Origin of the sequence: Bradyrhizobium algeriense (genome assembly GCF_003062295.1) — a bacterium.
Lineage (GTDB): Bacteria > Pseudomonadota > Alphaproteobacteria > Rhizobiales > Xanthobacteraceae > Bradyrhizobium > Bradyrhizobium algeriense.
This window is the reverse complement of the sequence record NZ_PYCN01000052.1, coordinates 1-22,214: the sequence shown is the minus strand read 5'-3', so window position 1 is coordinate 22,214 and position 22,214 is coordinate 1. Positions and strand designations below refer to the sequence as shown.

Sequence of the window (22,214 nt, the reverse complement as noted above, 5' to 3'; positions counted from 1 at the left end):
AGAGGCTTCCGCCAGTTCCTCCTGCGCAGCATCGACAAGGTCAAAGCCGAATGGGCCATGATCTGCATCGCCCACAACCTCGCAAAACTCGCCGCCGCACGCTGAGGAGAACCTGTCTCCCCAAAAAGCTTCAGAACCCGCCTCGCTTAATCCTAAGTCCATTATAGGGACAGGCTCCTAGGCTGCGCGCGTCCGCCATGCCACCGGAGGCAACGAATGGAATCTTGAGCTCCTCGGCCGCGCGCGGCAACAGGATCATGTTGGGCATATCGTCCTCGCCGGGATGACCGCCGCATTCGAAACCGTCCACGCTGACGGCGTCGCAGCCGATCTGCTCGGCCTTAAGCGAATGGCGAACAGACGTGCATTTGTGAATCACCTTGATGCCACCCGCCTTCAAGGCCGGCATGTATTGTTCGGGGCTGCGCCCGGCGGTTTCAACGACCTTGATCCCGCCCTCCCTGATGGCGGCGATGTATTCCGGATAGGGAGGTGCGCTGAAGGTCGGCAGAAAGGTCAGGTTCACACCGAATGGCTTGTCCGTCATGTCCCGACAACGCGCGATCTCCTTGGCCAGCAGCTCCGGCGTCCTCTGCGTCAGGCCGGTGATGATCCCAAGCCCGCCGGCGTTCGACACTGCGGCCGCGAGTTCGGCAAACCCCACATAGTGCATTCCGCCCTGGATGATGGGATGTTCGATACCGAACATCTCAGTGATCGCTGTCTTCACTCGTGCCTCCGATGTGGTTTCACAGATGTATGGTTAGCCGGTCTGTTGCTGGTCAGTGGAGAATTTCGAGCAGGCCCGCGGCACCCATGCCGCCGCCAATGCACATGGTAACAACAGCATACTTGGCCTGGCGCCGGCGGCCCTCGATCAGAGCATGGCCGGTCAGCCGCGCTCCGGTCATGCCGTAGGGATGGCCAACCGCGATCGAGCCGCCATTGACGTTGAGTTTTTCCGGATCGATCCCGAGCTTGTCACGGCAATAGATGACTTGCACCGCGAATGCCTCGTTCAATTCCCAGAGATCGATATCGTCGATCTTAAGTCCGTGACGCTTGAGAAGTCGCGGCACGGCGTAAACCGGCCCCACTCCCATCTCGTCCGGCTCGCAGCCCGCCGCGACAAAGCCGCGGAAGATGCCGAGTGGCTTTAGTCCCTTCTGTGCGGCAAGCTTGTCGCTCATGATGACGGCGGCGCTGGCGCCGTCCGAGAGCTGGCTCGCATTGCCGCCGGTGACAGTGAAGCCCGGCCCCTTTGCCGGCTTGACGCCAGAAAGACCCTCGGCCGTGGTATCGGGACGCGGCCCCTCGTCGGCCGACAGCGTCACTGGTTGATACGATACGGCGCCGGTCGCCTTGTCCGTGACCGCCATCGTGGTCTTGATCGGTGCGAGTTCGTCGTTGAAGCGGCCGCCCTGTTGCGCCGCTGCCGTGCGCCGCTGGCTCTCGAGGCTGTATTCGTCCTGACGTTCGCGCGAGATATTGTAGCGTTTCGCCACGACTTCGGCAGTATCCAGCATCGCGATGTAGGCGTCTCCTTTCATCGCAAGCAGTTCGGGATCGACGGCATGAAAGCTGTTGAACTGATTATTCTGGACCAGGCTGATGGATTCGCCGCCGCCGCCGATGGCAACCTCCACGCCATCGAAGATGACCGAGCGCGCTGCCAAGGCAATCGCCTGTAGGCCAGACGCGCATTGCCGGTCGATGGTGGTTCCGGCCACGCTGACCGGGAGTCCGGCGCGCAGCAGCGCCTTGCGCGCAATGTTGGTACCGGTGGTGCCCTGTTGCATGGCGCAACCCATCACGACATCCTCGACTTCGGTGCCCTCCAGGTTGGCGCGTGACAACGCAGCGGAAATGGCATGACCCAGCAACGTCGCGCCTTCGGTATTATTGAGGGCGCCCTTGTAAGCCTTGCCAATGGGGGTGCGAGCGGTCGAGACGATTACGGCTTCGGTCATTGTTTACCTCTGGTGGTGCGCTAGTCGATTTGCTGCGTTGGAGGGACAATTAGCTCTGCTGCGCGTACCGCATCAGATGGTAGGTGGGGTCGCCGAATTGAACGTTGATGGAGCTTATTCGCTTGAAGTAATGACCGACGTTCAACTCGTCGCTCATACCCATACCCCCGTGAAGCTGCACGGCTTGCTCTGCGACAAAGCGTGCGGCATATCCGACCTTCGACTTCGCGCCGGACGCCAGTTTCGATCCATTTGGCTCTTGGGCGGCCAGGCTGAGGTTCAGATGCTGGGTGAGCGAGAGCGCCTCTTCGAGCGCGATGAACATGTCGACCATGCGGTGCTGCAACACCTGGAAGGTCCCGAGAGCGACCCCGAACTGCTTGCGCGTTTTACTATACTCCAGCGTCGCAGAATTCAGCACAGACATCGCACCGACTGCTTCGGCGCACAGAGCCCCGATAGCCCGGTCGCGGCAGGTCTCCAGAGCGGTGACACCCCACCCTTCAAGGCCCAGCAATTGGCTGGCCGGCACTTCCACGTTCATCAGCGTGAGTTCAGCGGCACGTCGATCGTCGACCGTCTTGAAACTCTGCAAGTGAAGATTGGCCGAATGGCGATCGACCACGAAGAGGCTCACGCCAAAGCGATCGCGGGCTTCGCCCGACGTGCGCGCCGAGACGATCAGCTTATCAGCCCACGGCGCACCGACCACCGCAGCTTTGGTTCCGCTCAGAACAAAGTTGTCCCCTTGGCGGCGTGCGGTGGTGGTGACGTTGTTGAAATCATAACGTGACCGTCCTTCCGCCCAGGCCACCGCCCATATCGCATCGCCCTCCATGATGTTCGGCAGAAATGCTTCGCGATGCTCGGGCGAGCCGACGTCCTCGATCAGGCCACCGGCGAGGACAACCGTCTCAAAATACGGTTCGACGACGAGGTTGCGACCGAACTCCTGCATCACGATCATCGTCGCAAGCGAGCCGCCACCAAGTCCGCCGAAGCTTTCCTTGAACGGCGCGGCGCAGAGCCCGAGTTCGGCGAACGATTTCCAGTGCCTGCGGCTCCAGCCTTCATCGCTCGCAACGATTTTGCGGCGCTCGTCGAAATCGTACTGCTCGCGCAAGAAGCGTTGAATGCTGGACCGGAGCAATTCCTGTTCTTCCGTCAACTGAATATCCATCGGATGCCTCGCTCGATGTGATCAGAGACCCAAAACCGCTTTCGCGATGATGTTGCGCTGGATCTCGTTCGATCCCCCGTAAATGCTGAGTTTGCGGGAGTTCAGATATTTCTCAGTCGCCGTGTGCCCATAGTCGGGTCCCGGCATGAAGTGGTTGGTGCTTACCGGGTGTTCACGGATGGCCAGACCGTAATTGCCGATCGCCTGGTGCGTCAGGTCGGTGATGCGCTGGAATATCTCGGTGCCCCTGATCTTGAACAGCGATGCGGCCGGTCCCGGGTCGATGCCGCGCGACATCTGCGCAATGATGCGCAGTTCCGTCGCCTCCAACGCGAGCACATCGAGCTCGACGCGCGCGATCTCCCTAATAAACTCCCCGAAGGACGGATCGTCCTCGCCGACTTCGGTTCTCACGATCTGCTTGAGGCGCCCTAGATACCGAGTGGACCGGCCGATCCCGGCCATGCTGGTACGCTCGTTGCCGAGCAGGAACTTCGCGTAGGTCCAGCCCTTGTTCTCCTCGCCGACCAAGTTCTCTACGGGGACGCGCACGTCTTCCAGGAACACATCGTTGACCTCGTGCGATCCGTCGATGGTGATGATAGGCCGCACCGTGACACCGGGCGATTTCATGTCGATCAACAGGAAGGAGATGCCGGCCTGCGGCTTTGCCGCAGGGTCCGTCCGCACCAGGCAGAAAATCCAGTCGGCATGCTGGGCCAGGGTCGTCCAGGTCTTGTGGCCGTAGACGATGTAGTGCTCGCCGTCGCGCACCGCCTTGGTGCGAACCGAAGCGAGATCGGAGCCGGAGCCCGGCTCCGAATAACCCTGGCACCACCAATCCTCCCCGGAGAGAATCCGCGGCAAAAACTTCTTCTTCTGCGCGTCGCTGCCGAATGTATAGATGACCGGGCCGACCATGGTGACGCTGAACGCCAGCGGCGGCAGCGTTCCGGCGCGTGAAGTCTCCTGTTCAAAGATGAAGCGCTGTGTGACCGACCAGCCGGGGCCGCCATACTCCTTGGGCCAGAGCGGCGCTATCCACCCCTTCTTGTGGAGGATCCGGTGCCAGAGCAGCGACTGCTCCTTGGTCAAATCGGTCTCGGGGTTTGGAACGCGCATTTCCTGCGGATAGTTCTCCGCAATAAAAGCGCGAACCTCGTCACGAAACGCAGCGTCCTCGCTGGAAAGATTGAGCTCCATCGTACGAGCTCCCGTTACCACTTCTCGCCGAAGGGACGGATCTCCAGCTCGAAGGTCCAGGCGCTTCTGGGCTGCTGATAAAGCAGCCAATAGGATTCTGCGACCGAGGACGGCGGCATCAACGCATCGGGGTCGTCCAGCGCGGTCGGACCAAGTGCCTCGATTCGCCGCTGGCGCACCCATTCGGTGTCGACGCCGGAATCGATGATGAGATGCGCGACGTGGATATTCTTGGGCCCCAATTCACGTGCCGTCGCCTGTGCCACGGCCCGCAGGCCGAACTTGGCGCTGGCGAAGGCGGCATAGCCGGATCCGCCACGGAGGCTCGCCGTCGCACCGGTGAAGAAGATATTGCCCTTGCCGCGCGGCAGCATCAGCCGTGCAGCTTCCCGCCCGGCGAGGAAGCCGGAATAACAGGCCATTTCCCAGACCTTTCGGAACACGCGCTCGGTGGTTTCCAGGATCGGAAAATTGACGTTGGCGCCGATGTTGAAGATGCAAACCTCGAGCGGCGCGTGTTTGTCGGCATCTCCAAGGAAGGAGATGATCTCCTCTTCCTTGCGCGCATCGAGCGAACGCGCGTGAATTTCGCCTCCCGCCTTCTCGATCTCCTTGACGAGCGGCTCGAGCTTGGCGCCGTTACGGCGCCCGGCAAACACCGTGAAGCCCTCGGAGGCGAACTTCTTTGCGATCTCGCCACCGATAAAGTCCCCGGCACCGATCACGGCCACGGTTGCGTTTCTCTTTTGCAAAGGTCTTCTCCCGGTCAACTCAAGTGAGTTCGTCGTTGGTATTTCGCCGCCTGCCTGGCGGCAGCTGGGTCGCGATGCATACAGGCCGCGAGCTCATACTCTCGCATCTTGCCGGTTGAGCTTCCCGGTAAGACATCGACGACAACGATTTTCGGCGGTGGAATATAGGCGGTGAGCCAGGGCTTGATGGAATCCATCAGATCCGTCGCCCTGACGCGCGCTCCTGATGAAAGTTGCACGAACGCGACAAGCTCCCCATCACCATTAAGGCCCCTTCCAATGACGGTGGATTGCACATCCTTGTGTGAATTAAGAATTGCCTCGACCTTGGCTGAGACGGCGCCAATCATTTCTTTGGTACGACCGAGAATGTACAGGCAATCGCCGTCAAAGCGGACAATATTGCCGGTATTGAACCAGCCTTCGCTGTCGATCACTTTGCCTGTCAGCTCGGAAGCAAGATAATAGCCGCGCATCACGTTGCGCCCGCGCACGTGAAGTTCTCCGACTTGCTCCTTTGATAGCGGTATGCCGTCGAGTGTTCTGATGCGCCCCTCTACTCCCGGCAGCAACATGCCAGCAACGCGCTGCTCCAGATCGCGGTAGCTCCAGGACGCTCCGTTCTCGACCAGCGCGATCCGGTCGGGGGCCTCGGCAACTTGGCTGACCGTTACTTTATGGATGCGGCTCGGCAAGCCGACAGCAATCTCGTCGAGATTGATCGCCTCCGAAAGCTCCGCCACGACCGACCTCCCGACCAAAGCATGCCCATTTCTGCAACGCGGCACATTCGTCCTTACCTAACGTTCTTTTTTAGAACTCGTCAATCACTAATTCATCATCCTTGTTTGATGAGGTCCCGAAAGGGGCAACTTGGCTGCCATATTCAACCGCGCATAATTGAAAACCCTCGTTTACAACGCATCGACCCGCCGCTAGGATCAAAGTATCAAATAGGAACTTTATGGGAGAAGCGTGATGGGGGAAGCCCGCGGCGTGGCGATACTTGTGGGCGCAGGCGATGCCATTGGGGCGGCGGTCGCCCGGCGTTTTGCCAAGGGTGGCTATACGGTTTGCATCTGCCGGCGTGATGCGTCCAAGTCGCAGGGGCTTGTGGCCGAGCTGAGGGGTGCCGGACATAACGTTCACGCGTTCAGCGTCGATGCCCGTCAGGAAGCAGAGGTCCAAGGCATATTCGCGCGGATCGAGAAAGAGCTCGGACCGATCGAGGTCTGCCTCTACAATGCCGGTTCGAACGTCAACAAGCCTCTGCTGGACACCACGGAGAAGCTGTTCTTCAAGGCTTGGGAACTGGCCTGCTACGGCGGCTTCCTGGTCGGACGTGAGGCTGCACGCGTCATGCTTCCGCGTGGACACGGCACCATCTTCTTTACGGGTGCGACGGCCAGCGTGCGCGGCGGCCAGGGGTTTGCGGCATTTTCATCGGCGAAGTTCGGGCTTCGAGCAGTGGCCCAGGCGATGGCGCGCGAGCTCGGACCGAAGAACATTCATGTCGTGCATCTCCTGATCGACGCCGGCGTCGATAGCGAGGCAATTCACCAGCGCATGAAGGCAGCAAAAGGGATCGAGGCAAGCGAAATTCCCCCAGATAGCCTGACCAAAACGTCTTCCATTGCTGAGGCCTATTGGTTCACCCACCAGCAAAGCAGGGATGGCTGGACCCACGAGCTAGATCTCCGTCCGTCTGTGGAGAAGTGGTAACATGAACGCGACACCAAACCTGACCCTGTGGGGCGTTGGGACAAGCCGCACCATTCGTCCGCATTGGGCCATGCACGAGTTGGGCTTGGTCTACGAGACAAGGCCGATCGGGCCGCGAACGGGCGAGACCAAGACCGCTGAATACACCAAACTCAATCCGCGCCAGAAGATTCCGCTGCTTCAGGACGGCGACTTCTGCATCGGCGAGAGCGCCGCCATCGTTGCCTACCTGTCGCGCATGTATTCGACGACGGAACGCTCGCTGATTCCGGAGGCCACCCGCGAGTATGCCGCGTGGCTGGAGTGGTGCTTCTTTATCGTCGCGGAGCTGGATTCGACCAGCCTTTACGTGATGCGCCGCCACCGGGCCGACGCGCTCGGTCCAATCTACGGTATTGCGCCCGAAGTCGTTGCCCAGGCCGGCGAGTATTTCCGCCAGCAGTTGCGCCATGTCGAAGTAGCGCTCGCAGACGGCCGGCAATTCCTGATGGGCGACCGGTTTACCAGCGCTGACATCCTGCTCACGACCTGCCTTGAGTGGGCGGTCGCCTATGGCGTCGGCATTTGCGACAACGCGCAGCCCTATCTCGAGCGCATCAAGAAACGGGATGCCTATCAGCGAGCCGTCGCGGCGAATGTCCCGATAGCACCGATCACGCCGGTCCCGGCGAAAGTCTAGAAACCGCCCGCCACGCCCGCGAGAGGACTTCGAGTTAGACCGCCACTCGCACGCTGCGCTCGGCAACCATCTTGTCGATCGCGCCGTCGTCATAACCCAACCCGCGCAACACATCGCGCGAGTGCTCGCCGACCCGGGGAGCAGGTCCGCCAATCGCGGCCTCATTGATTTCAAACCGTGCCGCCGGCTTCGGCTGCCGCACCCGCCCGACCTTCGGCTGATCGAACTCCGCGATGATATCGCGCGCGATCACCTGTTCATTGTGGATGATTTCGCCTCGGCGGAGGATCGGCGCGCAAGGGACGTCAGCGGCGTCCAGGCGCTCCAGCCATTCGGCAGTGGTGTGCTGGCCGATATACTCCGCCATCTTGTTGATGCGCGCCGTGGCGTTGACCGAACGCGCCGACGGCGTCGCAAACCGAGGATCCTTGGCAAGCTCGGGATCGCCGGAGGCCCGGCAAAAGCCCTGCCATTCGGAATCCGAAATAGTACCAGCGGTGATGTAGCCGTCGCTGGTCTTGAACACGAGATCCGGTCGATCGTTAGGATCGGCGGCGGTAGTTTCCGCGCCCACCACCGTGTATTGCATCATACCTTCGGGCCATAAATACGAGATCATCGCATCCAGCATAGCGACCTGAATGTGATCACCCTTCCCTGTTTTCTCACGGGCATAGAGCGCCGCCGCCACCGCCTGTGCGGTGAACACCGCCGTGGTCTTGTCACATACGATGGTTCGGATCATCTGCGGACGGTTCGTTACCGGCTGCGACTGGATATCGGCAAAGCCCGACAGGCCTTGAATGATCGGGTCGTAAACGCGCTTCTTCACATAGGGGCCGGAGTCGCCAACGCCACTGATCGAGACATAGATCAGGCGCGGGTGACGCTGGCGCAGTTCATCGACGCCGAGACCGAGGCGCTCCATGGTGCCGGGGCGGAAATTCTGCACCAGGACATCCGCCTGCGCGACCAGCTTGGCGAGAACCTCGCGGCCGGCCGCGCTCTTGACGTCGATCGACAGTGAGCGCTTGCCGCGGTTTGAAGAGATAAAGAGCGCAGAGAACTCGCCATCCTTGTCAATAGTGGCGCGGCTGCGCCGGGTTATATCGCCGCCGATCGGCTCGATCTTCAGAACGTCAGCTCCCTGATCCGCCAGAAACATGGTCGCGAAAGGACCCGACACCACGCCTGTCAGATCGAGGACACGAACACCACTAAGTGGGCCAGGCATGGGTATTCTCCCTGAGTTTACTTCGTTGTGGGGCCGACTGAGGTGTCCTCATGCAGGCCCGGGACATCGGCCTGGCTCTGCAGGCCTAAATTCCCAACCTTAGGCCGTTCTCGAAACCAGCTGACTGGTCTGTTCGACGATCGACTCCTCGACGTCACGGAGCTGGTCCTTGCCGAAGAACATTTCCTTTCCAACGAAGAAAGTCGGTGAGCCGAATGCTCCACGGTTGACCGCGTCGGTGGTCCGATCGATCAACCCCTTCTTGACGTCATCCTGCTGCGCACGCGCAATCAACCGGTCGATATCGATGCCTGAGGAGATGAATGCGTTCCGGAAGGTTTCGAGGTCATCCATCTTCTTGGGCTCTTCCCACATATGATGGTAGGCGGCGCGGAAATAGGGCTCGAACACACCTTCGAATTGGGCTGCGACGGCGCCGCGCATCAGCATCAGCGTGTTGACCGGAAAGAAGGGATTCTGGCGAAATTTCGTGATGTTATGGCGGCGGATGAAGCGCTGGGTCTCGAGCGCCTGGTATTCCGGCTTGTTCTTGATTCCGCGAAGCGAGTCGAACGGTGACATGTTGCCGGTCCCCTTGAAGATGCCGCCGAGCAGAACCGGGACGTATTCGAATTTCACGCCGGTGCGCCATTCGATTCCCGGAAGGACCAGCTCCGCGAGGTAAGCGTTCGGGCTGCCGAAATCGAACAGGAATTCAACTTTCAGGGGCATGTCAGTTCCTCCCGCAGAGCGAAGTGGGTGGTCGGGTTTGGTGATCTTCGAGCCGAACCTTGGCTATCATTCGTTCATACAGTTCTAAAATTGAACTGTCAAATCTACGCTGAATTCTGCTAGTTTTAACCGATCGCGGGGTATTGTTTGGCATTTAGTACCTATCTAGAATGGTAGAGGCGGCTGCGGTTCCCTGGATTGATTCGAGCGGAACAGGCACCTGCCGACCGGAGAGCAGGAATGAGATGGGATGAACTTGAGGAAGAGCCATGTTCGATGGCTCGAACCATCGGTGTGATCGGTGACCGTTGGACGCTTCTGATCCTCCGCGAATGCTTTCTGCGTACGCGCCGCTTCGAGGGTTTTCAGTCAGCGCTTGGAATCACGCGCCATTTGCTCGCAGAGCGGCTGAAAAAGCTGGTTCGGCAGGGCGTGCTGCGCCGAATTCCATATCAGGAGTCGCCTAAACGCCATGAGTATATCCTGACGCAGAAGGGTCTCGACCTCTATCCGATCATGATGGCGCTCGTCCATTGGGGCGACACCCACATGGTCGACGAACGCGGGCGGCCGTTGCTGCACCAGCACCGCAAATGCGGCAAGAACTTCGATCCGGTCATGGTGTGCTCCGAATGCGGCGAGCCGCTTTTGGCCAAGGAGGTACACACCCACCCCGGCCCCGGGGCCCGCCCGCCTTCAGAACGGATTTCTGGCGACAAGCCCGCAAAGCCAAAGACCCGCAAGCAAGCGGCGTGATTGCCCGTCAGGCCGCTCACGCTCAAATCACTATCACGTCTTCGCTCGGCGGCTCTGCATACAGCCTTTCGACGCTACACGATCGGTGGCTCAACACAGCCCGCTGATTGACGTAGGCCTTGTCGGTGATCTCTCCTGCCGCCATTGACGGCGGATCCTTGAGCAGGGAGAACGAACAAATTCTTTCGCTGCTTCCGACGGTTTCATTGTATTCCCGAAATCGATCTTTCACAAATTGAACCACGAGAGGGTCGCAGGTCAAATCCGACGCTGGATTCTTCGAGATCCGCGCTGCCCCGGCCGGATTCAACCAGCAGAGCAGCGCGCACGATTCACGATTTTCTCCTGCAACGACGAGGTCCAGCAATACGCCCCGGGCTGCAGTCAGAATTGCCGCGCGCATGTTGCCGATCGATACCCACGTGCCGTTCGCGAGTTTGAAGTTCTCGGAAATTCTGCCTGTAAAACGCAACCCAAGCTCCGGCTTCTGAGGATCCAGAAATGAGACGGTATCGCCGATGCGATAGAATCCTTCCTCATCGAAGGCCTTTTCCGTCAAATCCGGCCTTCCGAGATAACCTGACGTAACGTTGGGTCCCTTGACTCTCGCCTCGTACGTATCGGAAACGGGGATCAGTTTTAATTGCAGACCCGGCGCGGGAAGACCGATCTCTCCCGGCTGGTCGGTCGCCCAATGGGTCGTACTGATTGTCGGGGCCGTTTCGGTAGTGCCGTAACCCGACATGACCGGAATTCGCCGGCCAGTGATCGACGACGTCAACCGATAGAGTTTCTCAAGCGTGGCCTGCGAGATTGCAGCCCCGGCATAGCTCAATCTATCCATCCGCTTAAATACGCTGGCGCCAAGATCGAGGTCGTTCTCGATTGCACCACATAGGAGATTGTAGCCGGCAGGTACGTTGAACATGGCGGTGGGTGAAATCTCTTTGAGATTCGCCACTGTCTTGTGGAAGAGCTGAGGCAGCGGCCGGCCATCGTCGATGTAGAGCGTCCCGCCATTCTTGAGAATGCCGTGAAGGATTACGTTGCTGCCCATCGTATGGTGCCAGGGCAGCCACTCGACCTGCACCGGCGCGTCCGGAGGAGACACCAGCAGACTCCCCATTTGCAAGGAGCTTGCCATCATGCGGTGGGTGTTGAGCACGCCTTTGGGGAAACCGGTCGAACCGGATGTGAAGAGAATCTTTGCGACAGCGTTGCAAGAAACCGCCAATGAAGCATCCGCAAATCCTTCGCTCCCCGTCCGAGATTTCAGTGCGCCGAAAGGCACGGTATCCGGCGCTCCATCGACACTGATCCAGGTTGCGGCTGCCAGTTCGGGAATCGAGCGCGCGGCGGAAAAGTCGCGCCCGCTCTGGACGAAAACGAAATTCGGGCGCAGCGCTTCCGCTATATCTTTGAGACGAGCCAGGCCGCCGGGCATCAGCGTGTAGTTTGGCGATATCGGCGCCAGGATTACCCCTATCGACATTGCGGCAAACGAGACCACGGCGTTCTCGATGGAATTTCCTGAGAGGATCGCCAGCTTGTCGGCCGGCTTTGCGCCCATATCGATCAGGCTTTGGCCGACAGCCTGAACCTGCGACCATGCTTCGGCATACGTGATCTCGTCCCACCCCCCTTCCACATTGCGTTGCGCAAGAAAAATTCTATCGGGAACAGAATTTGCCCAGTTCGGAAGAAAATCCGTGATGCGCCAGTCACACTTCCCCAACTCAAGGGGCGAACTCAATATGAGCGTGCCGTCGGTTCGACGCTCTATGGAAAGCTCCCTCGGCGCAAACGTCAGTGGCTTCGTCGACATCGAAAACGACCTCCTGCATTGCTGTGCTGGTCCGATGAGTGCGCGAGACGAAGTTCACCACTCCTGATGCCCATCGCTGCTGCCCCACCACTTGAATAATGCGAGCCGTTAATCTGGCTGTTGGGCCAGACCGGTCGGCAGTTCGCCCCCGCCAACTGCCGCGCCCGTCGCTTCGCTCATGCGAGGTCACTCGGACTTGGCGTCCAGCACCTCCCCGAAGGCTTGCCAACCCGTGCCTGTCCATCGCTGCAACCGCATCTGTGTCCAGATCATGTTCTCGGTGTCGGTCGTGTTGACCTTGACGCCGGGCAGCGCAGTCGGAACGACGAAATCCCTGAGGTTCTTGGCCTGCGCAAGAATATTCTTGCGCGAAAGGTCATTGCCGCATTGCTTTAAAATCTGCTCGAGCAGGACGCCTTGCTGATAGCCGGTCAGATAACTTCCATTGGTGATATCGGCGCCTGGCAAATACTTGTCGAAAAACACCCTGAAGGCCTGCATGCCCGGGTCATCTTTCCAAGCCGGATCCAGAATATCCTTGTTGGTCGTACCGACGATCACGCCGACCGATTTGTCGAGACCGGCCGGTGCGAGCGTGCCTCCGACAGAGCCGGACGGGAAATTGATGATTACGGTCGCCTTCCAGCCGATCACCGAAGCTTGCCGGATGGCTTGAGCGGCGAACTTCGGTGTGCCGGCGATCACGAGGGCATCCGCACCCGAGCTCTTCAGATTGACCACCTGTGAATCAACCGTCGGTTCGGTGACCTCATAGGAAGCAGTCACGACCTTTCGGTCGAAATCCTTTCCGAGAAACGCCTTGAAGGCGTTGACATAGTCTTTGCCGAGGTCGTCGTTCTGATAGAGGATGGCATACTTGGCGTTTGGCAGCGCCCTCGCCAGATATTTGGCGTAGATTTTTCCTTCGGTGTCGTAGCTGACGAGACCTGTCGTGGTCGTCGGGTAATTAGCCACGTCCGTGAACTTGGATGACCCGCTGATAATTGCGATGCTGGGCACCCCTTTCGACCGCAGGTATTTTGCCGTAGCCGAGATACCGGGAGTGCCAAGCTGGCCGAACATGAACGACACTTCGTCGCTCTCAACGAGTTTGCGGACATGCTCCACGGCTTTGGGGGGGCTGTATGCGTCGTCATATGCGACGTAGTTGATCTTGCGTCCGTTGATGCCGCCGCGGTCGTTGACCGACTGAATATAGGCCATGACCCCCTTGCCCACGAGGCCGATCGATGACGCCGGTCCGCTGAAGGGAAAAACGCCGCCGATCTTGATCTCGGTAGCAGAGACTCCCGGCTCGTCGGCCGCGAATGCTGGGCTGCTCAAAAGCAGAGCCACAGCCGCAACAGCCTTCCACTTCACCAACATTGCTCGTCCTCCCAAACGCGCACCTTTCCGCGGCACGTCGTCTCGGGGAGAGACTACAGTTCTTTTTTAGAACTCGTCAAGCACTTAGATCATCGTCCGTCGGCCAGCCATCGACAAGCCCCGCTGGCGCGCGCAGAAACCTATGAGTTCTACCATTACGCAGGTTTTCCACTTTGGAAGTCATTTAACTCGGGGAAAGCCACGCGCGCTCGCACGCTGAATACCAGGCAGGAGAGTGACGAGGCGTTCTCTCCCAGGCATATCTCTCCCATTCCATTTTAAAACTAACGCCGCCGCGATTGGAGAAAATGAGCAACGTGGGCAAGCCGCCTTTGGTCCCATCTATGATTCCGATCTTCGTAGTGTCCTTTCGTGAGTGTGAACGAGCGCTGCCTCACGCGCAGGCGGAACGAGCGAATGCATCAACCGCGTCGCGGAGTTCGGTCAGTCCGCCATCGAGTGAACCCAGCGGGCGAGACCTTGAAGCGTCTCCTCCGACAACAGAGCCCTACTCGGCAGCCATTGCTGTTCGCAATTCCAATTCCTCCGTCGAATCCTCATGGATCTCGTCTGAAGTCGGCTTGATCCGAAACCACGCGGCATAAAGCGCCGGAAGGAACAGCAGGATCAGCACCGTGCCGACCGCTGTGCCGCCGATCAGCGTATAGGCCATCGATCCCCAGAAGACGGAGTGTGTGAGAGGGATGAAGGCCAGCACGGCGGCAAGCGCGGTCAGGATCACCGGCCTCGTGCGTTGCACCGTGGCCTCGATGACGGCGTGATAATCATCAAGGCCGGCAGCTCGGTTCTCCTTGATTTGTTCGGTCAGGATCAGAGTATTGCGCATCAGGATGCCCGCCAGACCTATCAGGCCCAGAATGGCGTTGAATCCGAAGGGCTGGTTAAAGGCGAGCAACATCGGCACGACACCGACGAGGCCAAGCGGTGCCGTCAGCATGACCATGGCCATCGTCGAGAAGGATCGCACCTGCAGCATGATGACGATCAGCATGGCGGCGATCATGGCGGGAAAGACCGTCGCCAACGCGTCATTGGCCTTGGTTGCCTCCTCGATCGATCCGCCCAATTCGATGCGATAGCCGGCCGGAAGCGATGCGATCAGCGGCTGAAGGGCCGTCTTGATCTCCTTGGAGACCTCTGGAGGCTGGGTCGCCTCATTGATATCAGAGCGAATCGTGACGACGGGTGTGCGATCGCGGCGCTTCATAATCGGCTCTTCCAGACGGATTTCCGAATGGCCGATCTGGTCGAGCGGAATCGGGCGGCCGTCCCGGCTCATCAGTGAGAAATCCGCCAGACGCGCCGGATCCAGCCGCTCGCCGCCGGCGCTGCGTGCCACGATGGGGACGTTGCGGATGTCCTCGCGGACCTGCGTAACGGGGATGCCCGTGAGGAGGAACTGGAGTTGCCGGCCCACCTCCGCTGGCGAGAGGCCGATGAGGTTCAGTCGATCCTGATCCGGAATGAAGCGGAGCACGGGTGTGCGATTACCCCAATCCCGGTTCGCTTGCCGCACATCGGGAACGCCACGCATGATATCGAGGGCTTTTTCAGAGATAGCGTACAATTGCGCGGGATCAGGCCCCATGACCCGAAACTCGACCGGGAACGGCGTGTAGGGTCCGAACACAAGCTGAGTGACGCGCACATTGGCTTCAGGTGCAAGCCCATCCGACACCGCCTGTCGGAGCCGGTGCTTCAAAGCTTCGCGCGCCTCCTCATCCGGCGTAAGCACGACGATCTTGGCGAAGGCTGGATCAGGCAGCTCCGGCGCCATCGCGAAGAAGAATCGGGGAGCGCCCTGACCGACATAGCTCGTGACGATCTTGGCCTCCGACTGGTGGTCCAGCCAGTGTTCGAGCTTCTCGACTGTGGCGGTCGTCGTCTCAATGCTGGTGCCTTCCGGCAGGCGAACCTCCACCAGCACTTCGGGGCGGTCGGACGTCGGGAAGAACTGCTGCTTGACGGCGCCCATGCCGACGACGGAAAGCGCGAAAGCGATGGCGACGATGCCGCTGGTTACGAACTTGTGGCGCACGGCGAAGGTGATGAGGCTCCGCAGGCGCCGATAGTTGGGTGTGCCGTAAATCGCGTGGTGACCGCCTTCGACCGGCTTGATCGCGGGCAGCATCTTGACGCCAAGATAGGGCGTGAAGACCACCGCGACGATCCAGGAGACGATGAGGGCGAACCCCACGACCCAGAAGATGTTGCCGGCGTATTCGCCAGCCGTCGAGCGCGCGAAGCCCACCGGCAGGAACCCGGCGACCGTCACGAGTGTTCCGGACAGCATCGGCGCCGCCGTGTGGCTCCACGCGTAGGCAGCCGCCTTGATGCGGTCCATGCCCTCTTCCATTTTCACCACCATCACCTCGATGGCGATAATGGCGTCGTCCACGAGAAGACCAAGCGCCAGGATGAGGGCGCCGAGCGTGATGCGGTCGAAGAACCGGCCGGTTTCCAGCATGATGAGGAACACGACGGCAAGCGTCAGAGGGACGGCAGCCGCCACGACGATGCCGACGCGCCAGCCGAGGCTGAGCAGGCTTACCAGCAGCACCACGCCGAGCGCCATCGCGAACTTCATCATGAATTCGTCAACCGCCGAGGTGATGTTGACCGCCTGGTCGCTCACTTTGGCCAGACTCATTCCGAGTGGCAGCGTCCGAGCGATAGCCGCGGACCTCTCCTCCAGCGCCTTGCCAAGCGCGAGACCATCCCAACCTTCCTGCATAACCGCCGCCAGCATGATGGAGGGCTCACCCTGCTGTCGGATGAGGTAGGTGGGAGGATCCTCGTAGCCGCGGCGGACTTCGGCGATGTCGGAGAGTTTTAGCGTCCGTCCCGCAGCGACGATCGGCGTGTCGGCGATCGCCTGGACGCTGTCATAAGCGCCGTCGACCCGGATGAAGACCTGCGGTCCCTTGGTATCGATCGAGCCTGCCGGTGTGAGGGTGTTCTGCCGCTGCAAGGCGGCAACAATGTCCTGTGCCGACACGCCGAGGGTTGCCAGTTTGGCATAGGAGAACTCGATGAATATCTGTTCGGGACGTTCACCGAGGATGTTGATCTTCTTGACGCCGGGCACGTGCAGGAGGTCCTGGCGAATGGTCTCGGCTTGCCTGGCGAGTTCCCGCATCGGCATGCCCTTCGCCTTGAGGGCATAAAGGGCGAAGCTCACGTCCGAATATTCGTCGTTGACGAAGGGGCCGAGCACACCTGACGGCAGCTTGCGCGCTTCATCCCCAAGCTTCTTGCGGGCCTGGTAGAACTCCTCCTGCACGCTGGATGGCGGTGTGCTGTCCTTCAGCGTAACCGTCATGTACGCATAACCTGGCCGTGTGGTCGTCTCCACCCGGTCGTACCAGGTCAGCTCCTGAATCCGTTTCTCCAACGGTTCGGCGACCTGGTCCTGCATCTCGCGCGCCGTCGCGCCTGGCCACACCGTCGTGACCGTCAGGGTCTTGATGGTGAAGGAAGGGTCCTCTGCGCGCCCGAGCATGAGGAAGGCGTAGGCGCCTGCGGCCGCCAGCAGGACGATGAAGAACAGGGTTACGGCCCGTTCGCGGACGGCGATCGCGGAAAGATTGAAATTCATCATTTGGTCACTCCTATTTCCTCGACGTTCGTCCTGGCGCTCGCGCCGTCCTGCAGCAGGTGGGCACCGAGTGAACCGCGCTTACCTAAAAAGCGCGCGCCCTCTGACTGCGCTTCTGCGAGCTTACAATTGGTTCGGCGACAGCTTCTTTGATGCCAGCTGCCGCTTGGGCGGCAAGCCCACGGGCCGCTTCCTGTGAATCTTGAAATTCCTCGAGTGCATAGACTCTGCCCCACCGCAGGGTGAACACGTGGAGACCACGGTTGACGTACGACGCGTCGCCGTTGAGCAGCGTTGCGGTGGCGTCCCACTCGGCAAACACGGTGGTGTGCCACGGCCAGCCCTTCACCCAAATGTTGTTGACCGTGAGATGGAGATTGGGCAGGACACGGCCGAGGCGCTCAAACCAGCGGCGCAGGGCTTCTTTGTCGTGGCGCTCACCCGCAAGCGCGTGGGTGCCGGAAACCCGGTGATGGACATGCGGCGCGACTGCTTTCACCGCGTCATCCCAGCGATGGTTGTTGACGTGGTCGAAGGTCTTTCGGATTTCTTTCTTGACGATGTAGCCGTATAGCATTTGCCGTCCTCCGACGGTGATCGCGGAAAAGATTGAAGCTCGTTAGTTTCCCTTGTTTTCAGAGGCAGTCCTGACGCGAGCGCCCTCCTGCAGGAGTTGAGCACCGAGGGAAACAATCGGATCACCAGAGCTCAATCCAGAGATCACGGCGGTTTCGCCGCTCACCCGAACGAGCTTGACGGGCCGAAAGCGTACGCTCGAGGTGGCGCTGTCCAGGACCCAAACCCCGGTCTTCCGGCCGTCATCGAGCACGGCTCCCAGCGGTACCTGGATTTCCGGCTCACTCGCCTGGCTTGCCAGCCGAATGGTTACCGTCGCGCCAAGCGGTGCCGCCGCGGCCTCACCATCGAGTACATAACGGGCCTCATAGGTGCGGGTCTGAGCATCGGCGGAATCCGACAACTGCCGCAGATGCGCCGTATAGCGCCGCCCATCGGCTCCATACACGCGGGCCTCGGCCGCGGAGCCAATGGCGGGCCGGATCGTTTCGGGAAGCGCGACCACCGCTTCGCGCGGGCCGGCCTTTGCGATTCGAACGACTGTCTGGCCGGCAGAGACGACCTGCCCGGGTTCGCCAAGCGTTTCGACCACCGTTCCGTCCGCGTCCGCGACCAGGACCGAATAGGTCGCCTCATTCTCGGTGACCCGCGCATCCGCTTCAGCGGTGGCGAGTTGCGCCTCAGCCGTATCCAACGCGGCCTTCGCTTGCTCGTAGCGCTGTCGGGAAGCCCATCCGTTGCTCACCAACCTGGCGTATCGCTGTTCATCCGCTTCGGTCTGAACGAAAGATGCACGCGCTGCAGCAACAGCGTTGCGCTTTGCCGTAACAGCAAGGCGTAGGTCGGTTTCGTCGATCCGCATCAGCGGCTGACCGGCCTTGACCTGCTGACCGGAATTCACAAACCGTTCCACGATCTTGCCGGCGACGCGAAAACCGAGGTTGCTCTGCACCCTCGCCCCTATGATCCCCGTAAAGCCGCGTTCGGATCCGGCCACCCGCGCTGCTGTCGCGAGCCTGACGATCGGTGGTTCCTGTCGCGGGTCGCTCACGGCAGAGGCTGCCTGCGTGCGGATGGAAAGCGTCACGACTGCGGCCACCCCGAACACCGCGATCAGGATGCTCCCCAGCACGACAACGGGTCTCTTTTTCATGGCTAAAGCCTCACCAAATAGATTGCGTTCGAACTCTATATCTGATATAGATTTCGAATGCAATCTAAAAAATGGAGATCCACATGCGAGTGAGTCGCATTCAGGCCGCGGAAAACCGCGAAACTGTAATCAATGTCGCAAGTCGCCTTTTTCGGGAGTGCGGCTTTGATGGCATCGGCCTCAAGGACCTGATGAAGGGTGCCGGGCTCACCCAAGGCGCCTTTTACAAGCAGTTCGCGTCAAAGGAGGACTTGGCGGCGCAGGCGTCCAGGCGGGCATTGGAGAGCGCCACCCTCCGATGGGCGGCCGCGACCGCGGCGAAACCTAAGGATCCACTTGGCGCGGTGGTCGCGTTCTACCTCAGCGCCGACCATCGCGATGAAAAGATGGACGGCTGCCCGATCGTGGCGCTCGGCTCGGATGCCGCCAGACAGGGCAGCGACGTGAAAGCGTCATTCGAAACCGGGATCAAAGACCATCTCGAAATCCTCAGCCGATTGATTGCCGAAACCAACGGCGAGAAGCCCAAGGGCAAAGCGATGGCCATTCTCTCGACGATGGTCGGTGCGCTGATGCTATCGCGCGTCGTCAACGACCCCGAGCTGGCTCAGGCCATTCTGAAGGCGGCGGCCAAACAGGTTCGCGAAGCCGCCGCCGCTTGAGATGTCGGTGCCGTCACTTTCTGTATGTCGATGAGATCAGGCGAATCGCTCGGCTTTCGGCCGCGCTCTAGTGGGAGGACAAGAAATGCGCAGGACTGGTGTACATAACTTCCCGGCAATTGATCGTGTCATCTATGGCAAACCTGCATCTGCAGCTCTGAACGAAGAGGCGGAGCGATTGAACGCCAAGCGCGTCTTCCTTCTCGTCAGTCGAACCTTGAACACCAGGACCGATGAGATCGAGAAGATTCGGCGCGCACTCGGCGACAAACATGTGGCGACCTTCGACGGAATTGCACAGCATACGACGCGCAAGCAGGCTGCCGAGGTTGCCCGTCAAGCTAACGACGCAAGAGCTGATCTAATCGTGGCCGTTGGTGGAGGTTCTGCCATCGATCTCGCAAAAATTGTCATCATGGCGATGGAACATGATATCCGCGATGAGGCGGGTTTCGATCCATTCCCCATGGGCCCGGGCGTAAACTTCTCTCCCTTCCGTTCGCCGGGTGTCCGACAGATCGCAATACCGTCCACGCTGAATGGTGGCGAATACAATGCAGCAGCGCTAGTCACCGATGGGCGCCACAAGTTGAAGCAGATATTCTTTCATCCCCAAATGATGCCATTGGCGATCATTCTCGACCCTGTCCTCACCCTTCAAACGCCATCGAACCTTTGGATGGGATCGGGAACGCGCTCGATGGATCACGGTATCGAAGCGTTGTGCTCGCCTGCCGGCACCCCGTTAGCTGACGAAGTCGTCTTGGCGGGCATCCGCATTCTGCGCGAGGGAATGCTCCGGACCTTGCAGCAACCTGATGACCTGGAGGCGCGTCGACAATCTCAATACGGCTCATGGCTAGCGTCTTATGGCCTCCAGGCACGCGTCCCGATGGGAGCAAGCCACGGCATTGGCCATGTGCTTGGAGGCACCTTCGAGGTTCCCCACTACTACTGCACACCCGTCATCATGCCGAGCCTTCTTCGCTACAACAAGCCATTCACCGAGGAGGCACAGAAGCGTTTGGCGACGGCTCTTGGCGCCCCAGGAATCGAAGCCGCAGATGCCTTTGCAGCATTCACAAAAGCACTTGGACTACCTGGCCGCCTCGCTGACGTCGGGATCGATGAAGACAAATTCGATCAGATCAGCAAGATTGCAATCAATCATCGCTTCGTACAGGCCAATCCGAGGCCTTTCAAAAACGAAGCCGAGATCGTCGATCTGCTGCGAATGGCAGCTTAGCCGCCACCAGCGACGATGGATCAAGATTGGCTACGCGGGGATGGCCATCGACCTGGTGACGAAGCATCAGCCCTGACGTCTTGAACTGCTCCCGCCCCGTCCCGGCCTGTTTGAGGCCATCGCGCTTTTCCGGCACCGCTCTGTTGCGGTCGCGAGCACTTCACGGCCAAGGCTGCTCGACGCCGGCATCGCTCTGGCCAGGACTAGCGCGCCGAGCATACGACAAACCACATCCACCGCCTCATCACGCGCTGACGGCGCCTTGGGCAACAAATCTGCGATCGAAGAGATCATTCGTTCAACGCCCTCCGCAAATACGCATTTTATGTCTTCCGGCTGTCGCGCGACCTCGCCTGCCAGTGCAGCGGCCGGGCATGTCGAACCGGGCGCGTTCCGGGCTTCCTCCGACAGATACGACGTAATGAATTCATCCAGAGTTGGCATTCGTTCCCGCACGCCATCCATCTGTCGGAAGGCGTAATCGAGTGCCTCGCCGGCTAACGCGTCTTTCGATTCAAAGTGATTATAGAAGCCGCCATGCGTGAAGCCCGCGGCCTTCATCAGGTCGTTGACCGAAATGCGGTCGAACCCACCCTCGCGAAAAAGCTTCGAGGCCTTGGCGACAACCTTTTGCCGATTCTTCTGGGCCTGATTCTCAGTAATCCGCACGATCAATCTCCGAACCGCCGCTTCACAACAATGATATATATCATCATTAATGATTGACAACACTGTTTAATAATGATGACTATCATTGTTGTGCCGTGCTGCGATCCCCGGGATTCAGGAGGAAAAATGCCATTTTGGAAGATCTATCATCCGGTTGGCGCCTTCAACGCAGAAGATAAACGCGCGTTGTCACAGCGCATTACCGAGCTTTATCGCGCGCTACCAAAGTTCTACGTCATCGTCGTGTTTCAAGAGGTTGCGCCCGAGTCCTTCTACATGGGTGGCGAGCCGGCGCACAATTTCGTTCGCATCTGGGTAGATCATATCGCGCGATCATTCCCGCCTGACGCCAAGAAGCTAAAAGCCAAATGGATGGGCTGGGTTGAAAAGGCGCTCGCGCCCTACATCAAGGATCGCGGCAGGGATTGGGAAATCCACATCGACGAAACGCCTTTTGATCTCTGGCAAGTTCAAGGCATGCCCGCGCCACCGCCAAATTCCGAATATGAGAAGCTGTGGCTCGAGCAAAACAAGCCAGTGCCATACCCGATTCAAGAGCCGGTCTAGATCCATGCCGATTATTGGAGGCTTAGATTGAAATGAGCAACCATCACCGTTTTGCTGTTGTCACCGGTGCCTCGTCGGGGATTGGCGTTGCTTACGCCGAACGAATGGCGGAACGCGGCTACGACTTGATTCTGGTCGCCCGTCGTCGAGACCGACTAGGTGGTGTGGACTCTAAGGATTCCCATTTAGGGGCAAATCAGATTCAAGACTGCTTTTGGGGAGGCAGTCTTGGGTGTGATGGATCGGTTGGTTTTGAGCGACGCGGCGTGGGAGCGGATGGCGC

Annotated in this window: 21 protein-coding genes and 1 pseudogene; 8 read left to right on the top strand and 14 right to left on the bottom strand. The window is 59.7% G+C overall.

The window, feature by feature from the left end; translation table 11 throughout:
* Positions 1-105, top strand: a 105-nt coding sequence (locus tag C7G61_RS39515; RefSeq protein WP_145963526.1) for a transposase, incomplete at its 5' end; no start/stop codon positions are given.
* Between the two features lie 67 nt (positions 106-172).
* On the opposite strand, the pseudogene C7G61_RS39510 reads toward C7G61_RS39515, so the two are convergent.
* The 6 genes and pseudogenes from C7G61_RS39510 to C7G61_RS39485 form a co-directional block, all read right to left on the bottom strand.
* Positions 173-730 (bottom strand): annotated as a pseudogene (locus C7G61_RS39510) (NAD(P)H-dependent flavin oxidoreductase); the annotation flags it as partial.
* A gap of 52 nt (positions 731-782) precedes the next feature.
* A complete protein-coding gene (locus C7G61_RS39505; protein ID WP_108523007.1) occupies positions 783-1,970 on the bottom strand; it encodes an acetyl-CoA C-acyltransferase in 1,188 nt (395 codons plus the stop codon).
* Between the two features lie 49 nt (positions 1,971-2,019).
* Positions 2,020-3,150, bottom strand: a complete 1,131-nt coding sequence (locus C7G61_RS39500) for an acyl-CoA dehydrogenase family protein (protein WP_108523006.1) — start codon at positions 3,148-3,150, stop codon at positions 2,020-2,022.
* Between the two features lie 21 nt (positions 3,151-3,171).
* Positions 3,172-4,353, bottom strand: coding sequence for an acyl-CoA dehydrogenase family protein (locus C7G61_RS39495; RefSeq protein WP_108523005.1), 1,182 nt, complete (start codon positions 4,351-4,353; stop codon positions 3,172-3,174).
* A gap of 14 nt (positions 4,354-4,367) precedes the next feature.
* Entirely contained in the window at positions 4,368-5,105 is a 738-nt protein-coding gene (locus C7G61_RS39490) for an SDR family oxidoreductase (protein WP_108523004.1), read from the bottom strand.
* A gap of 14 nt (positions 5,106-5,119) precedes the next feature.
* Positions 5,120-5,848 (bottom strand): class I adenylate-forming enzyme family protein, encoded by a 729-nt coding sequence (locus C7G61_RS39485; RefSeq protein ID WP_108523003.1) that lies wholly within the window; start codon positions 5,846-5,848, stop codon positions 5,120-5,122.
* Between the two features lie 235 nt (positions 5,849-6,083).
* On the opposite strand from C7G61_RS39485, the gene C7G61_RS39480 reads away from it, so the two are divergent.
* Both C7G61_RS39480 and C7G61_RS39475 read left to right on the top strand, forming a co-directional pair.
* Entirely contained in the window at positions 6,084-6,827 is a 744-nt protein-coding gene (locus tag C7G61_RS39480) for an SDR family NAD(P)-dependent oxidoreductase (RefSeq protein WP_190242201.1), read from the top strand.
* A gap of 1 nt (position 6,828) precedes the next feature.
* Positions 6,829-7,506 (top strand): glutathione S-transferase family protein, encoded by a 678-nt coding sequence (locus tag C7G61_RS39475; RefSeq protein WP_108523001.1) that lies wholly within the window; start codon positions 6,829-6,831, stop codon positions 7,504-7,506.
* 34 nt (positions 7,507-7,540) lie between these two features.
* Here C7G61_RS39475 and C7G61_RS39470 read toward each other — a convergent pair whose 3' ends face one another.
* Together C7G61_RS39470 and C7G61_RS39465 are read right to left on the bottom strand one after the other, a co-directional pair.
* Entirely contained in the window at positions 7,541-8,740 is a 1,200-nt protein-coding gene (locus C7G61_RS39470; protein ID WP_108523000.1) for a CaiB/BaiF CoA transferase family protein, read from the bottom strand.
* Positions 8,741-8,839: 99 nt separating this feature from the next.
* Positions 8,840-9,472: a 2-hydroxychromene-2-carboxylate isomerase gene (locus tag C7G61_RS39465; RefSeq protein WP_108522999.1), complete on the bottom strand. Its 633-nt coding sequence runs from the start codon at positions 9,470-9,472 to the stop codon at positions 8,840-8,842.
* Positions 9,473-9,712: 240 nt separating this feature from the next.
* On the opposite strand from C7G61_RS39465, the gene C7G61_RS39460 reads away from it, so the two are divergent.
* Positions 9,713-10,228, top strand: a complete 516-nt coding sequence (locus C7G61_RS39460) for a winged helix-turn-helix transcriptional regulator (RefSeq protein WP_108522998.1) — start codon at positions 9,713-9,715, stop codon at positions 10,226-10,228.
* Positions 10,229-10,250: 22 nt separating this feature from the next.
* On the opposite strand, the gene C7G61_RS39455 is transcribed toward C7G61_RS39460, so the two are convergent.
* The 5 genes from C7G61_RS39455 to C7G61_RS39435 all read right to left on the bottom strand — a co-directional run bounded on the left by C7G61_RS39455 (position 10,251) and on the right by C7G61_RS39435 (position 18,787).
* The gene (locus tag C7G61_RS39455) at positions 10,251-12,053 is read right to left on the bottom strand and encodes an AMP-binding protein (RefSeq protein WP_108522997.1); all 1,803 of its coding nucleotides are present in this window, start codon (positions 12,051-12,053) and stop codon (positions 10,251-10,253) included.
* A 186-nt stretch (positions 12,054-12,239) separates the two neighbouring features.
* Positions 12,240-13,439 (bottom strand): ABC transporter substrate-binding protein, encoded by a 1,200-nt coding sequence (locus C7G61_RS39450; RefSeq protein ID WP_108522996.1) that lies wholly within the window; start codon positions 13,437-13,439, stop codon positions 12,240-12,242.
* A gap of 508 nt (positions 13,440-13,947) precedes the next feature.
* Positions 13,948-17,058 carry an efflux RND transporter permease subunit gene (locus tag C7G61_RS39445; RefSeq protein ID WP_108523008.1) on the bottom strand — a complete coding sequence of 1,037 codons (3,111 nt, stop codon included), beginning with the start codon at positions 17,056-17,058 and terminating at the stop codon, positions 13,948-13,950.
* An 85-nt stretch (positions 17,059-17,143) separates the two neighbouring features.
* Complete coding sequence (locus C7G61_RS39440) at positions 17,144-17,635, bottom strand: nuclear transport factor 2 family protein (protein ID WP_108522995.1); 492 nt, start codon at positions 17,633-17,635, stop codon at positions 17,144-17,146.
* A gap of 42 nt (positions 17,636-17,677) precedes the next feature.
* Positions 17,678-18,787, bottom strand: coding sequence for an efflux RND transporter periplasmic adaptor subunit (locus C7G61_RS39435; RefSeq protein WP_108522994.1), 1,110 nt, complete (start codon positions 18,785-18,787; stop codon positions 17,678-17,680).
* 83 nt (positions 18,788-18,870) lie between these two features.
* Here C7G61_RS39435 and C7G61_RS39430 point away from each other — a divergent pair, with 83 nt between their 5' ends.
* A complete protein-coding gene (locus C7G61_RS39430; RefSeq protein ID WP_108522993.1) occupies positions 18,871-19,449 on the top strand; it encodes a TetR/AcrR family transcriptional regulator in 579 nt (192 codons plus the stop codon).
* Positions 19,450-19,534: 85 nt separating this feature from the next.
* Positions 19,535-20,695 carry an iron-containing alcohol dehydrogenase gene (locus C7G61_RS39425; RefSeq protein WP_108522992.1) on the top strand — a complete coding sequence of 387 codons (1,161 nt, stop codon included), beginning with the start codon at positions 19,535-19,537 and terminating at the stop codon, positions 20,693-20,695.
* A gap of 66 nt (positions 20,696-20,761) precedes the next feature.
* On the opposite strand, the gene C7G61_RS39420 is transcribed toward C7G61_RS39425, so the two are convergent.
* Positions 20,762-21,364, bottom strand: coding sequence for a TetR/AcrR family transcriptional regulator (locus C7G61_RS39420; protein WP_244608694.1), 603 nt, complete (start codon positions 21,362-21,364; stop codon positions 20,762-20,764).
* A 126-nt stretch (positions 21,365-21,490) separates the two neighbouring features.
* On the opposite strand from C7G61_RS39420, the gene C7G61_RS39415 reads away from it, so the two are divergent.
* Together C7G61_RS39415 and C7G61_RS39410 are read left to right on the top strand one after the other, a co-directional pair.
* Complete coding sequence (locus C7G61_RS39415) at positions 21,491-21,931, top strand: tautomerase family protein (protein ID WP_108522990.1); 441 nt, start codon at positions 21,491-21,493, stop codon at positions 21,929-21,931.
* Positions 21,932-21,963: 32 nt separating this feature from the next.
* Positions 21,964-22,214, top strand: a 251-nt coding sequence (locus tag C7G61_RS39410) for an SDR family NAD(P)-dependent oxidoreductase (RefSeq protein WP_145963776.1), incomplete at its 3' end; no start/stop codon positions are given.